The sequence below is a fragment of the Deltaproteobacteria bacterium genome (genome assembly GCA_016235345.1).
In the GTDB taxonomy this organism is placed as follows: Bacteria; Desulfobacterota; Desulfobacteria; order Desulfobacterales; family Desulfatibacillaceae; genus JACRLG01.
On the sequence record JACRLG010000007.1, the window covers coordinates 71,931 to 85,840 of the forward strand.

The window sequence follows — 13,910 nt, forward strand, 5'->3', positions numbered from 1 at the left end:
ACCACCCAACCTACCGGACTCCATCAAGCGCTGACGGCATGTGAAAGCGGCACGGAGCGATGCAGTATCATCTTGGCGATCTTGGAAAACTGGGGAGTGATGTCCGAAACGTAGGCTTGCAGTTTGCCGGAATTGCCAAGTTCCTTCCTCACATCCGGGTGCGCGGTCAGGTAATCCTTCATGGCCGCAACCACCGCTATTGACGAATCGATGATCCTCACCCTTTTTCCGATTTTTTCGTGGATGATGTCCTTTATCACCGGGTAATGGGTGCAGCCCAGGATCAGGGTGTCCACCTGCCGGGTTTTCAGGGGATGAAGGTAGTCCTTCACTATCATCCTGGTTTCCGGCTTGGTGAGCCAGCCTTCTTCAACCAGCGGAACCAGAAGCGGGCAGGGTTCGCTGAAAACCGAAAGACCGGGGCGGGCCTCCTTTATTTTTCTCTCGTAGATGCCGCTTCCTATGGTGCCCCTGGTGCCGATCACGCCGATACTCCTGGTTTTCGGGTGGCTGACTGCCATTTTTACCGCAGGGCTTACAACCTCGAAAATGGGTATGGGAAACTCGGCCCTTAGGCGCTCGGTGGCGAAAGACGATGCTGTGTTGCAGGCGATCACTATCATGGAAGCGCCGCGCTCAATGAGAAAGCGGGTGTTTTCCAGGGAGTAGCGCACGATGGTTTCGGGGCTTTTGGTGCCGTAGGGCGTGCGGGCCGTGTCGCCGAAGTAGAGGACGTCGCAGTCCGGGAATTCCCCTATGATGGCCGACGCCACCGTGAGCCCGCCTATGCCTGAGTCGAATATGCCGATCATAAGGTTTTGCGCATTTCGTAAAGGAGGAAATCCCCACGGGCCGCTTCGATATCCCGCACTGGTGAACTATCCGATGGATGCCCTAAAGTCAAGGGACGCCCTGGGCCTCCCATGAAAAGTGTTGACTGAAATGGCTCGCTGCAATAATTTTGAATCGATATCCGGGCCGATTGTTCCTGAATCACCAGCCCATAAAAAAGACACAATTTCAACAGGCGGATCGCGTTTGTGATTAGCCTGTCAGGAAGGAAAATTTAAGTGAATCAGTTCTCAATAGCCCTTGCCGGAAAAGGTGGCGTGGGCAAAACAACCCTTTGCGGGACCCTCGTGCGCTACCTTGTGGCAAAGGGCAAAAAGCCCGTGCTGGCAGTTGACGCAGACCCCAACTCCAACTTGAACGAGGTCCTGGGCCTCACGGTGGAAGTCACCCTTGGCGGGGCCAGGGAGGAAATGAAAAAGGGCAAGGTGCCGCCCGGAATGACCAAGGACGTTTTCATCGAGATGAAAATGGAAGAGGCCATAGCCGAGGCCGACGGCTACGACCTGGTGGTCATGGGCCAGCCCGAAGGAAGCGGCTGCTACTGCGCGGCCAACTCGCTCCTGTCACGGTTCCTGGAAAAACTCACCGAAAACTACGCTTATCTTGTCATCGACAACGAGGCCGGCATGGAGCACATCAGCCGCCTTGTGACCAAAAACGTGGACGTCCTGCTCATAGTGTCCGACCCGTCCCGAAGGGCCATTCAGGCGGCAGGGCGCATAGCCCGGCTCGCAAGCGAATTGAACATCGGGGCGCTCAAAACCCTTTTGGTGGTAAATCAGGTGAAGGGGCCTCTTTCGGATGCGGCCCTGGCGGTGATCAAGGAGGAGGGCCTGGAACTGGCCGGAACCGTGCCCGAAGACCCGCTCATCTACCAGTATGATTTTGAAGGCAGGCCCACCCTCACCCTGCCCGCCGAAAGCAAGGCAGTGCAGGCGGCCTTCGAGATTTTCGACAGGATCATCACAGGATGAGCGAAAAGGGGCGAAATATCGATTCCGGAGGCGATTGCCCGTACAAAGACCTTCACATCTATTACATCGAAGGCTGCCTGATGCCGGGCTCGGACGACCGGTTCGGCGACTCCTACCTTGGGGACTGGGAGGAGGAGGGAACCAGCTTCCTGTTTTTTTCCAGGCCGGAAGATGATATCATAAGCCGTCTGCTTTCGGATCAGCCGGGGCTTGTTTTGCACGATTCCTACCAGATGGCCTGGAAGGACTGGCAGGCCCGGTTTCCCGACATGGTCGAAATAGGCGGGTTCGCCTTTGCCGCTCCCTGGTTCGGGGGCGAAACCCCCCGGGGCAAAATTCGGCTCACACTGGACCCCGGCGTTGTTTTCGGAACCGGGACCCATCCCACCACGGCCCATTGCATAGAGGCCCTGGAAGAGGTTTTTGCGGGGGACCCGCCGGAAAAGGTGCTCGATCTCGGCTGCGGAACCGGAATCCTGGCCCTTGCCGCCAAAAGCCTTGGGGCCAAAACGGTGACCGCCGTGGACTTGAACCCCCTGGCCGCCCGCACCACTAAGGCCAATGTGGCCTTAAACGGCATGGAGGAATCGGTCGCGGTGGTTCACGGCAGAGCCGAAAACTGGGTGGACCGCCCCGCAGATCTCCTTATGGCCAACATCCACGCGGCGGTTTTGAAGGAACTCGTGTCGCATCCTGGTTTCGCCCGCAAAAAAACGGTGATACTGTCCGGCCTTTTGCGGAGCCAGGTGGGGGAGATAAGGGACGCGGTAAAGAGTCTTCCATTTAAAATAAAACGCGAATGGAGCTGCGACGGAACATGGTTTACACTCCTGTGCCAGAAGACTTGACCGACCCGGATAAGGGCCAGGGCCGAGACGAGGACGCTCCCGCCGGAGAGGAGAACCCAACCTACGAAGCCCCGCCCGAGAAAAAAGAGGGCTTCGAAGCGGTTCTCTACGAAAGGCTTCCGGGAGATTCGGTGCGATGCTTCCTATGCCGCCACGGCTGCACTATTCCGCCCGGAAAGCGCGGCATCTGCGGGGTGCGGGAAAACCGGGAGGGAATCCTCATCAGCCTCGTCTATGAAAGGTGCGTGGCGAAAAACATAGACCCCATAGAGAAAAAGCCGCTCTTTCACGTGCTTCCGGGCAGCCGTTCCTTTTCCATCGCCACCGTGGGCTGCAACTTCAAGTGCCGTTTCTGCCAGAACTCGGGAATCGCCCAGATGCCTTCGGATCAGAACGGGCTCATCGTGGGCGATTATTATCCGCCGGGCGACGTGGTCGCCGACGCCCTTGACGCAGGCTGCCAGAGCATCTCCTACACCTACACCGAGCCCACGGTCTATTTCGAATACGCCTACGCCACAGCCCGCATCGCAAAGGAAAAGGGGCTCAAGAACATATTCGTCACCAACGGCTTTCAGTCGCCCGAATGCATCAAGATGATAGCGCCCTTTCTGGACGCGGCCAACGTGGATCTCAAATCCTTCAACCGCAAGTTCTACACTGGCCTTGTGGGGGCACAGCTTGACGGCGTGCTTGAAAACCTGAAACTTTTCAGGAAGGAGGGCGTATTCCTGGAAATCACCACCCTCCTCATCCCCCGCGCCAACGACGACCCACGGGAAATAAAGGCCCTGGCCGAATTCATCGTAAGGGAACTGGGGCCGGACACGCCCTGGCACGTTTCCCGCTTCCACCCGACTTACAGGCTCATGGACAGGCCCCCCACCGACCCGTCCGCCCTTTTCATGGCCCGCAACATTGGCCGCGACGCGGGGCTTCGCTACGTTTACACCGGCAACATCCCCGGCCAGGGCGGCGAAAACACCCTGTGCCACAAGTGCAAGGCGCTTCTGATAGAAAGATCGGGTTTCACGGTGAGGCAAAACCGCATGAAGGACGGCGTCTGCCCGGACTGCTTTACCTCGGTGAGCGGGATATGGGATTGATGGGGTGGAGGCGGGGCATAAGCCCTAACCTAAGAGGATAGTGGTTTGGTTCGTCACCCCGGCGAAGGCCGGGGTCCAGAAAAACGAGGTGATATCCAAAAAATTACAGCTAAAAATGATGAAAAAGTGAGACTAAGATCATCGCATCCCCAAGAAAAGACTGGGCCCCGGCCTTCGCCGGGGTGACGGCTATGCAAGGTTAGCGCTGATGGAGAGGGGGGCCGAGGCTTAAAACCAGCCGGTATTTGCCTTCCTGTAAAGCTCCGCGAAATGATGGGTGGGGCCGTGGCCGTGGCCGATGCCCAGCGAATTTTTGATGGCGAAGGTTACGTACTCCTTGGCTCTTTCAACGGCTTCCGGCGCGGTCATGCCCCTGGCGAGGCAGGCGGCGATGGCGGCTGACAATGTGCATCCGGTTCCGTGGGTGTTTTGGGTGTTGATGCGCTCCGACTCAAAATTGTAAAAATTCTGCCCGTCGAAGAGAATGTCGCTGGCTTTTCCTTCTAGATGCCCGCCCTTCACCAGAACCCATTTTGGCCCCATGCCGAAAATCGCCCTGGCCGCCTCTTTCATGCTCTCGGTCCCCGTGACCGATTTTCCGGTCAATGCCGCTGCTTCCGGTATATTGGGCGTGACGGCGAAGGCAAGGGGCAGGAGGCGTTTAATCACGGCCTCTTTCGCCTCATCCGCCAGAAGCGGGGCCCCGCCCTTGGCAACCATCACCGGATCGACCACCGGAAAGGGCAGGGAAAAGCGGCTTATGCATTTCGCCACGGCATCCACTATGGCCGGGCTCGAAAGCATCCCGGTCTTTACCGCGTCCACGCCTATGTCGGTGGTCACCGCCTCCACCTGGAGCGCCACGAAGGCGGGCGAAAGCTCCTCCACCCCAAGGACTCCGCAGGTGTTCTGGGCCGTCACCGCTGTTATGGCGCTCATCCCGTAAACCCCAAGGGCCGCAAAGGTCTTGAGATCAGCCTGGATGCCCGCGCCGCCGCCCGAATCGGAGCCTGCAATGGTGAGGGCTTTAGGAATCCTTACGCCTGAAATGGTCCCATCCCCGGTCATTTTCCGCCGCCTTTATGATGCCGTGTGAATCGATCAGCCGTATTTCGTCCCTTTGCCCGGTTATCCTGCCTATGGCGCTTATGGGGGCAAGTGACGAGCCTGAAAATTTTTCCCGCAAAAGCTGAAATTCCGTCTCCGGCAGGGTGAAGCAGAGCTCGTAGTCCTCGCCGCCGTAAAGGGCCAGATTTACCGGGTCTTTTCCGAGCGCTTGGGCTGCCTGTACAAGCTCATGGCTTATGGGCAGCCTGTCAATAAAGATGTCCGCACCCCGGCCCGATTGCTCAAGGATATGCCCCAGATCGGCCACGAGCCCGTCAGAAACGTCTATAGAAGAGCTTACCATTCCGGATGCTGAAAGAAACCGGCCTTCCTCAACCCTCGGCGCTGGTGTCGCGTGGGCCGCCGCCAGCCGAAGGCGGATGTTTTCGTCAATTTTAAAATCAGGATTCTTCAAAAGAAGAAGCCCGGCAGCCGAATCCCCAAGGGTTCCTGTGACCGCCACGAGGTCGCCCTCCCTGGCTCCCCTGCGATACAGGGCCTTGCCCTTTTCGATGCGGCCAAGGCAGGTGATGTCGATGATGACGCCTTGGGGCGATTTCGCCATGTTGCCGCCGATGATGGCCGCCCCGTAACGTTGGGCCTCGAAGGCCATGCCCCGGCTGAGGCTTTCCATGAAGGCGACGGGGGTTTTCTCCGGAAGAGCGAGGCTCACCAGCAGAAAGGCCGGTATGGCCCCCATTGCCGCCACGTCGCTGATATTGACAGCCACGGCCTTCCTGCCCACGAGAAAGGGGTCGGAGTCGGAAAGGAAGTGGACTCCTTCCACTAGGCTGTCGCAGGTGGCCACCACGGAAAAGCCTTCGGGAAGGTCGAAGACGGCGCAGTCGTCGCCGCTGCCTTTAACCAGCCCCTCGCCCTTTTGGGGTAAGAGCGCCAGCATCCTCTTTATCAGCTCGAATTCCCCCGGATATTCCGTCATGAGGCTAATCCTTTACGATGGCCACCGTATAGGAAAAATTAGGCCGTCAAGGTAATTGCACGTTCTTTCAATCCTTCGTTTTTTAAACGCTCTGGTGGTCTCGACGAAAAATATGAAATGGCATTATTAGGGGGAGCAGGGGTTAGTTCCATTTTTCGAACTCCCAAAAACGTTGGAGGAGGAAGATTGTAGTATTTCTTCCCTCACCCAGAGTTCTCTAAAGAATGGAAAAGAACCATGCTCCGCTTAATAACATCGCCAACATAAACTGCGGCGATTTTGCGCAGCAAAAGCGACGTTTGATAAAAGGGGGCCTGGGGGAACTTGAGTTCCCCCAGCCGCCGGAGGCGCTTTTCATCTTTTGCTTTTCAAATGCGGTGGCCCTTATCCTTACGGCGTCACCTGGGCTTTAGGGCGGCCATGCGGTAGACTATCATCCCGGCAAGCCAGGCCATGTCTTCGGGCGAGATGATCCTGCCTACGCTGCGGTCGAAGAGGATGGAGGCTTCAGGCGGAAACTCCTCGTCCCCGGCGTAGAGGATGATCCGAACCGGAACCCTGGGAAAGGGCGAGAACTCGAAACAGGCGTCCCCGGGCCCGGCGAACGGAACCCCGCCCACCAGGGGGGCGATCTTTTTCAATGATTCCGGGTCTTCGCCGAAGATTTTTTTAAGGGGGTCTATGGCGCGCTTTGTGAAGGCCGAAGTGTAAAAGGACGCGCCGGGAATTTCCCGGTAAGCGGCCCAGTCTTCGGAAGGATCGGCCAAGGGGTCGCCCAGAAGATAGTGAAGGATCAGAACCTGTTCCTGGATGGGCGCGGGCTTTTCCGGCTCATCTGCATCGGTGAAGGTGAAATCCGGGGGCAAAGCGTGAAACACGCGGTTCAAAAAGGGGATCACCAGGACTCCGCCCTCCGTAACCTCGTAACCGCCGTCGCTTCCCAGGGCTGTGGCGTCCCTCTTGGACAGGGCCTCAACCGCGATTTTTTTCGCGTTTTCGTAATCGTCAACTCTTGCCAAAATTGCCCCCTTGAAACTACAAAGCCCCTTTCCCGGAGGAAAGGGGCTTTGCAACGGAAAGCCGCGCCTTTAAATTTCCAGCCAGGAGTCGGAATAAAGGGTGTGGCCCAAAATGACCTTGGCGGTCTTGACGTAGTCGCCAAGTTCCTTGGAAAGGCTGCCCATGTCGATGGCGTCACCGTCCATGACCTTATGGACGACTTCCACGATGTCCGGCCTTCTGCCCTTGGCCACGTCTGTGAGGACCGTGTCGCGGGGGTCGGAAATGACGGAATACATACCATTGCGCTCAAGCATGATCATGTAGGCGGTGTTGAGTATCGGGCGAAGATGTGAGGGAGGCCCGTTACTGATGTTGGAAAGCCCGCAGGTGGACTTGCAGCCCGGGGCGATGTCCTGGAGCATGGCGGTGAAATTCATGAGGCTCATGAGCTGGGGCTGCTGAATGTTCACCGGGGTCACGATGCCGTCCACCCAGATCTTCTCGTTGGCGATTCCGGCCTCGTTGGCGAAATAGAGAAGCTCGACAGCCAGGGCGGCCCGCTCGTTCTCGTCCCGGGGAAGACCCTGGGGGCCCCACATGAGGGCGATGAAATCGGCTCCGCTCTCGGCTGCCATGGGCACCATCTTTTCATAGCGCTCCGGGCGGCACATGATGGAGTTGATGAGGGGGGGCATCTTGCAGACCTTGAGCCCCGCAGCAATGGCGTCAATGTTGGAAGTGTCGAGGGCCAGGGGAACGTCGGGAACGACTTCCTGGACCATTTCCACCACCCAGGGCATAAGCTCGTGGCCGTCCTTCTTGGCCGGACCTAAGTTGATGTCGATGTAGTCCATTCCGGCTTCCTTCTGGAAAACGGCTTCGGCCTGGATGGGGCCTTTGTCGCGTTCCTTGAAGGCTTTGCCGATGACTTTGGAGATAACGTTGAGGCTTTCGCCGATCAGAATCATGTAAAATTCCTCCGTTTAATGTGATGAACCCGTAATAAGTCTCGTGCAACCCTATTCCGCCGAGTATATGCCTGCGACCGGGACTTGTTGCGAGTCTGTCACGAGTCCGTTAAAAAAGCCGCGTGAAAACGTGGGTCACGTCCCCTGTCGCGGGTTGAATATTTTTTCTTACCATCTGCGGGGCCGTGCCGCCAAGCTCTTTTGGACGGGCTTTGCAGACCGGAAACCGGTTTTCGCGTTTCGGCAAAAAACGGTTTCCGGCTTATGTCCTTCTATTTCCGTGCCTTCAAAAACGCAGGGATGTGGGCTGCTTCGCGGGGGCCGACGGTGATGGACCAGCCCGGAAGCTCCTCTTCCATGTCGCCTGCGATGGCGGCGGCATAGCCGGGGATGATGATCTGCTTGTGATTGACCTTGTCGGCTATGCCGCATTTTTTCACGAACGCGCCCACGTCGTCGCCGGAGAACTTTCCTGCGGCCCAGGCCGTCATGACGCTAAGGCCCTCGGAATCCTTGATGAGGAGCCATGCGGGCATCTTGGAGCCTTCCACTTCGCCGGAGACGATGAAGTAGGTGAGGGCGAAGTTGGTGGTGACCAGGACCGGGGAATTGGCGTCCGGGTTGTTGATCTCGTAGATGCCCTGGGTGACCGTCATGGGCCTCTGGGGATCGGTGAAGATGTTCAGGCGCTCAAGAAGCAGCGGGAAGATGTTTTCACCGGCAAAGTCGCTCATCACAACCACGGAGCCGTACTTGGCTACGAAGGTTGCGGCCACCAGGGTTTCCATGTCGAGGTTGGCGGCCATTTCGTTGGCGAAAACGATGGTGGGGAAGCCCAGAGCGCGGTTGCCCTGCTTGAGGGCGGCGCGGCGGATGCCCACCATGTCGGCGAAAAGGGCCTTCATTTCACGGGAGCCCGGATCGAGAATCAGGTCCTTTAAGCCCATTGCCGTGAATTTTTCGGTAAGGGCAATGAGGCCGTCGATGGAATCGCTCTTCACGCCCAGGGGCAGCCCGGTTTCCTTGGCCATCGCACCCATAGCATCTGCGTTTTTTGCAGTTGCGCCGAAAAGAACGGGCTTCTTGAATCCGCAGGCGAGAACGCCAGCCTTCATCACGTCCGGGTTTTCGGTCATGAGGATGACATTAAACTCGGAGGACTCGGCCACTGCCTTGGCCACCTTGGCGAAGGCGTCGGCATTGCCGTTGACGTCTTTCACCGCAACCAGTTCGGGCCTGAGGTTCAAACCCACGCGCTCGAACTGGAAGACGTTCCACAGCTTGAGCTTCTTTTCCAGGTCAGCCGGGGAGATATCGGAATTGATCTGTGCGGCCAATCCGGTGGGGTTGAAAAAGGTCTTCTCGTGGCGGGAAAGAACCGTCTCGCCGCCGATGGTGAGATTACGGACGCCTGCGCCGATCTTCACCGGGCGGATGGGGGGAGCGGACGCCTCGGCCAGCTGCTCCCGCGCCTCGGCTGAGACGTAGGGGCATTGGTCCAGTTCCGCCTTGCCGCTTGCCAGGTTCATGGCAAAGGCGAGGCAGGTGGGCACACCGCACTCCTTGCAGTTGGTCTTGGGCAGAAGTTTGAAAATCTGAATACCGGTCAAAGCCATTTTGGGGTTCTCCTTGTCTGTGGCGTCCCTCTCGGACGTCCCCGATTCCATAAGCGCGGGACGGCGTCAACCGCCCCGCGCGTGTTTTTCATCAACCGGCGATGATGGGATCCATGGAAAGGGCAGGGTGCCCGACCTTCTGGAGGAAGGCGTACACTTCGTCCTCGGTCACGCCCACGGTCTCATCGGCGATCATGTCGTAGAAGTTGGGAATACCCATTTCCTGGCCGCGCTTGATGAGGCGGTCCTTGATCTCTTCCTTGAATATTTTGGGCATCCACACCATGCGCTTCAGGCCGCCGTCGCCCGACACGAACTTACGCTGGGTGACGTTGTACTTGGAGTGTCCCACGAAGCCGGGGGAGGAAGCGCCGCCGCCCATGACGCCTGCCAGGGTGGTGAACTTCATGCCGCAGGGGGTTTCACCGGTGTAGTCGCGGTTGACGGTCATGATGCCGTTGCACATGGGCAGCATTGCGGCGATGGCCTCGCAGCAGCCGCATGTGGTCATGGGGTCTATGGTCATGGAGTAAAAATTGTACTTGCTGACAGCGCCGCGTGAGGCCTTGAACACGAAGTCGTTGACGCCCTTCCACTGGCCAAGTACCGGATCGAGGCACTCGCCCTTTTCGATGGGCTGGTTGGGGCCGGTGGGGTTGATTTCAAAGGAGGCCTTGCAGTCCATCCAGTTGTACGCGCCGCAGAGGCCGGTGCGCTCAGGGGAGACCGTGCACACGTGGTTGGGCGCGAAGCTCTGGCACAGGGTGCAGGAGTAGAAGGTTTCCACGCCCTCGTCGGTCATGGTCTCCACGCGCTCGTCACGCAGCCTGTATTCGGCGCGCGCGCGGGTGGTGAGCTTGTCCACGTCTTCCTTGTTGGTGTAGAAAGTCACCTGGACCTTGTCTGCGATCTTGGTGAATTCCTGATGGAACTTGGCGTGAAGAACCACGCCGATGTGCTTCAGGGAGAAGCCCTTTTCCACAGCCTGCTTGGACACGCGCACCCACGCGATGTCGCGCTGGCCTATGTGCATGACGCCCTGGATGTAGTTGGTGAGATGGTGGATCTGGCGCTCCAGGATGGGCTCGAAATCGGCCTGGAACTCGCGTCCGGCGATCTGGACGTAGATGCCAAGAGGATTGGAGGAGCCGACCTTGATGTCCGGGATGTCGGGTCCGACAACGATGACCTTGCCGTCTTCGATCTCGTTAAGCTCGGCCATTTTGACGAGCTCGGTGCACTGGGCCTTGCCGCCGCCGAACTGGCTGTGGAGGTCGTCCTTGCGTACGCGCTCGCCCTCGAAGGCCGGGCCGTAGGAAAGGGGAATGTCCACATGGGAGACCGTGACCTTCAAGCCCCGGACTTCGATGGACTTCTGGACCATTTCCTTGTGGGGAATGTTGGCCACGACGTGTTCGTAGGTGCAGATACCGGTGGGCAGAATCTCCGGGATGTCGGTGTCGGAAATGGTGGGGAAGCCCCAGTTGACGCAGCCCGCAGCCGCAGCGGCCCACTCGGCGTTCACGTCGCCAAGGGCGTTGACGAACGCGAATATGCGGTTCTTGTTGTACATAAGCATTTTCTTGTGGTCGCCGGGCTGGATGCCGCCGAAGGCCATTGCGGCGCGGTTGGCGAAGCCAAGGGCGAAGATGGCGCTGGAGATGTCCGGGCCAAAGGGAACGATACGGGTGTTCCAGCCGATCTGGATGCCTGCCTGGATGAGCTGCTCGGCTACGGTGGTGCCGTTCTGGTTGGCTGCCAGGAAGATGTAGAGGTTCTTCTTCTGGTAGTCTTCCACGATGAGCTTGGCGGTTTCCGGGTCCGGAGCCGCGCCCACGATGGCCGCGAAGCCGGGGGCGGAGCCGTCCACGAACTCAACGCCGCGCTTGCGGAAAACGGTGTCGTCCGCAGGGCCCAACCAGATTTTCCCGCCTTCCTCGTCGATCTCTTCGCTTCCCAGATTGTAGAAACCCGGGTCTTCCAGAATGCGGATGGCTTCCTGGATTTCAAAGGCGAAAAGGGCGGCCATGCCTGCGTCAAGCAGGGGGCCGAGGTAGGGCAGATGGTTCACGCGCTTGACGTGGGGCGGAAGGAGCTTCCGGGCGATTGCCAGAGGCCGCTTCATGTCTTCAAGGGTTTCGACCTTGATTCCCAGAAGGGAGTAAATCACCGGCAGGTAATAGGCCGTGTTGGGAAATTCCACCTTGGTGGATGCGTCGCGGCTGGCAAGGGACTTTTTGAGCGCGCCCTCTGCCTTGGAAACGATATTGTAAGCGCCCTGGATGGCGGCAAAAGCGACAAGCTTCGACATATTACGTCCTCCTTCGTTGAGGATTTTTTAGTGCAATGTGGTTTTCTGCAAATCCGCCAGCCGGAACCTTTTGTTCCGGCTGGCGAAAACGGACCAGTCTATGCCGCATCCAGCTTCTGCCGTGCAGCCATATCCATGAGAACGCGCTCGCGGCCCTTGTCAATGCCAAGCGCCTTGCGCTTCTTGTCTATGTGGGCGATCATCTTCCATGCGTGCTTGATGGGATCCGGCTCGAAATCCCACATGCCGCCGTAGAGTTTTTCGTGTCCGTTGAAGAGGTAATCCTGGAAAACAGGTGCGCCGCTGGTGGGGAATACGCCGCCGAAAACGGTATAGATACCCGATGCAACCACGTACTGTCCGATTGCAATGGCTTTTTCACTCATCCATTCCGGAGCGGAACCGCAGGCGGGCACCTCGGAGAGGTCTTTGCCCAGGCCGCCGGCCTTGACGACTTCGTTGGCGGCCAGAAGGATGCGGCTGTTGTCCACGCAGCTTCCCATGTGGAGAACCGGCGGGATGCCGACGGTTTCGCAGACTTCCGCGAGTCCGGGGCCGCAGAAGACCTGGGCGGTTTCAGGCGTGAGAAGCCCGGCCATTCCGCAGGCTATGCCGTTGCAGCCGGTGGTGAGAACGATGACGTCGTTCTTGATGAGTTCCTTGACCACCGTGAGATGGGCTTCATTGTGGCGGGTGCGCACGTTGTTGCAGCCGACCACCGCGCCGATGCCCCGGATGCGTCCGTTGATGATGTTGTCGTTTAACGTGTAGTAATTGCCACGGAAGCTGCCGCCCAGGTGATACTCGATGGATTCCACGGAAAAGCCCGCGATGAGCGGGTTCTTGTGGCCAGGGATGCAGACGTCTTCGCCGCGATTCAGGAAATTGTCGCAGGCGATCATGACGATTTTCTTGGCGTCGGAAATGGCGTGATGCTCGTCGAACTCGATGTGCAGAACGTTGTCCTGCTCCATCTTGGCGATGGGATGCGTGGTGATGACCTTGGTGTGGAAGCACTTGGCCACGTTGGCCAGGTTCTGGAACACGCACTGCACGTCGACCACCATGGCGTCACATGCGCCGGTTACAATGGCCAGTTCCTGCTGCAGGAAGGTGCCTGCAAGGGGAACGCCGTGGCGCTGGAGGATTTCGTTGGCGGTGCAGCAGATGCCGCCCAGCTGTATGCCCTTGGCGCCCTTGGACTTGGCGTAGTCAAGCATCTCCTGGCTCTGGGACACCTGGACGATGATTTCCGAGAGAACGGGCTCATGGCCGTGGATGATGATGTTGACATGATCCTTCTTCATGATGCCGAGGTTGGCCTCGCTCTGAAGAGGATAGGGGGTGCCGAAAAGGATGTCCTGAAGGTCGGTGGCCATCATGGAACCGCCCCAACCGTCGGCCAGGGCGCAGCGGGTGCCCTGCTTCATCAGGTTTTTGTAGTCCTGGTCAACACCGATGGCCGTCCGGTGCATGATCTCCACGATCTCGCGGTCGATGTTCCTTGGAAGAACGCCCAGCTTCTTCCACAGCTCGTAACGGGGCTGGGGCGCGCGCTTCAGATACATGAGTTCGCCGGAATCCTTGCCCCATTCCGCCACCGCGATTTCGCCGACTTCAAGGGCGATTTCGTCGATGTCGCGGTCCTTCACTTCGCCGTCCACCTCAACCGTTGTGGCTACGCCGAAATGCGGGGCCACTGCAAGGAGCTTGGTGGTGTCCTTGATGAAATAAGCGTCCGATTCCTTGCGGGCTGCGGTAAGAAAAACCTCGGCCACGTTGCGGCCATGATCCGAATGGGCGGCTGTGCCCGCCGCTATCATGCGGCAGAAGTTACGGGCCGCAACCGTATTCGGGGAGGCTCCGCAGATGCCCTTGCGATTATCTTCGCCCTCTATCTTGGTCAGCGGCAGGCGGCAGGGGCCCATGGAGCAGTTCTTGCAGCAGGTGCCCTGGTTGCCGATGTTGCAGGGCTTCAAGTTCTCGGCCCTGTCAAAGCAGGTTTCCACGCCGAGCTTCTGTGCGCGGGCAATCATTTCCTGGGTCGCCGGATCGATGCTTGCAGCAACGGGATCGGCCAACTTGGCCTTTTTTTCAACTTTCACGTCTTCTGCCATACGAGGTTCCTCCTCATGTTAAATCGGTGACGATCAACATCGTTATTTATAAGAAAAGGGCCGAAATAT

Annotated in this window: 11 protein-coding genes; 3 read left to right on the forward strand and 8 right to left on the reverse strand. The window is 58.4% G+C overall.

Annotation, left to right across the window (positions count from 1 at the left end; genetic code table 11):
• Positions 1-23: 23 nt before the first annotated feature.
• Entirely contained in the window at positions 24-812 is a 789-nt protein-coding gene (locus tag HZB23_03705; protein ID MBI5843756.1) for a glutamate racemase, read from the reverse strand.
• Between the two features lie 258 nt (positions 813-1,070).
• On the opposite strand from HZB23_03705, the gene HZB23_03710 reads away from it, so the two are divergent.
• From HZB23_03710 to amrS, 3 genes are read left to right on the forward strand one after another with little or no spacing between them, the layout of a single operon-like run.
• Positions 1,071-1,826 carry an AAA family ATPase gene (locus HZB23_03710; GenBank protein ID MBI5843757.1) on the forward strand — a complete coding sequence of 252 codons (756 nt, stop codon included), beginning with the start codon at positions 1,071-1,073 and terminating at the stop codon, positions 1,824-1,826.
• Entirely contained in the window at positions 1,823-2,674 is an 852-nt protein-coding gene (locus tag HZB23_03715; protein MBI5843758.1) for a 50S ribosomal protein L11 methyltransferase, read from the forward strand. Before HZB23_03710 ends, HZB23_03715 begins: the two co-directional genes overlap by 4 nt.
• A complete protein-coding gene (gene amrS / locus HZB23_03720; protein ID MBI5843759.1) occupies positions 2,644-3,780 on the forward strand; it encodes an AmmeMemoRadiSam system radical SAM enzyme in 1,137 nt (378 codons plus the stop codon). Before HZB23_03715 ends, amrS begins: the two co-directional genes overlap by 31 nt.
• A gap of 228 nt (positions 3,781-4,008) precedes the next feature.
• Here amrS and thiD read toward each other — a convergent pair whose 3' ends face one another.
• From thiD to cooS, 7 genes are all read right to left on the reverse strand, one after another.
• Positions 4,009-4,848, reverse strand: coding sequence for a bifunctional hydroxymethylpyrimidine kinase/phosphomethylpyrimidine kinase (gene thiD, locus HZB23_03725; protein MBI5843760.1), 840 nt, complete (start codon positions 4,846-4,848; stop codon positions 4,009-4,011).
• Positions 4,808-5,827, reverse strand: coding sequence for a thiamine-phosphate kinase (gene thiL / locus HZB23_03730; GenBank protein ID MBI5843761.1), 1,020 nt, complete (start codon positions 5,825-5,827; stop codon positions 4,808-4,810). Before thiL ends, thiD begins: the two co-directional genes overlap by 41 nt.
• 398 nt (positions 5,828-6,225) lie before the next feature.
• Positions 6,226-6,846 (reverse strand): DUF3786 domain-containing protein, encoded by a 621-nt coding sequence (locus tag HZB23_03735; GenBank protein MBI5843762.1) that lies wholly within the window; start codon positions 6,844-6,846, stop codon positions 6,226-6,228.
• A 69-nt stretch (positions 6,847-6,915) separates the two neighbouring features.
• Positions 6,916-7,797, reverse strand: a complete 882-nt coding sequence (locus HZB23_03740; GenBank protein MBI5843763.1) for a dihydropteroate synthase — start codon at positions 7,795-7,797, stop codon at positions 6,916-6,918.
• Between the two features lie 272 nt (positions 7,798-8,069).
• The gene (locus tag HZB23_03745; protein ID MBI5843764.1) at positions 8,070-9,413 is read right to left on the reverse strand and encodes an acetyl-CoA decarbonylase/synthase complex subunit gamma; all 1,344 of its coding nucleotides are present in this window, start codon (positions 9,411-9,413) and stop codon (positions 8,070-8,072) included.
• Positions 9,414-9,504: 91 nt separating this feature from the next.
• The gene (cdhC, locus tag HZB23_03750; protein MBI5843765.1) at positions 9,505-11,724 is read right to left on the reverse strand and encodes a CO dehydrogenase/CO-methylating acetyl-CoA synthase complex subunit beta; all 2,220 of its coding nucleotides are present in this window, start codon (positions 11,722-11,724) and stop codon (positions 9,505-9,507) included.
• Positions 11,725-11,822: 98 nt separating this feature from the next.
• A complete protein-coding gene (cooS, locus tag HZB23_03755) occupies positions 11,823-13,841 on the reverse strand; it encodes an anaerobic carbon-monoxide dehydrogenase catalytic subunit (GenBank protein ID MBI5843766.1) in 2,019 nt (672 codons plus the stop codon).
• Positions 13,842-13,910: the final 69 nt, after the last annotated feature.

Excerpts from the sequence above, each read along its gene's own strand:
- HZB23_03705 (MBI5843756.1), bottom strand. The coding sequence starts at position 812 with ATGATCGGCATATTCGACTCAGGCATAGGCGGGCTCACGGTGGCGTCG.
- HZB23_03715 (MBI5843758.1), top strand. The coding sequence starts at position 1,823 with ATGAGCGAAAAGGGGCGAAATATCGATTCCGGAGGCGATTGCCCGTAC.
- amrS (MBI5843759.1), top strand. The coding sequence starts at position 2,644 with ATGGTTTACACTCCTGTGCCAGAAGACTTGACCGACCCGGATAAGGGC.
- thiD (MBI5843760.1), bottom strand. The coding sequence starts at position 4,848 with ATGACCGGGGATGGGACCATTTCAGGCGTAAGGATTCCTAAAGCCCTC.
- thiL (MBI5843761.1), bottom strand. The coding sequence starts at position 5,827 with ATGACGGAATATCCGGGGGAATTCGAGCTGATAAAGAGGATGCTGGCG.
- HZB23_03740 (MBI5843763.1), bottom strand. The coding sequence starts at position 7,797 with ATGATTCTGATCGGCGAAAGCCTCAACGTTATCTCCAAAGTCATCGGC.
- HZB23_03745 (MBI5843764.1), bottom strand. The coding sequence starts at position 9,413 with ATGGCTTTGACCGGTATTCAGATTTTCAAACTTCTGCCCAAGACCAAC.
- cdhC (MBI5843765.1), bottom strand. The coding sequence starts at position 11,724 with ATGTCGAAGCTTGTCGCTTTTGCCGCCATCCAGGGCGCTTACAATATC.
- cooS (MBI5843766.1), bottom strand. The coding sequence starts at position 13,841 with ATGGCAGAAGACGTGAAAGTTGAAAAAAAGGCCAAGTTGGCCGATCCC.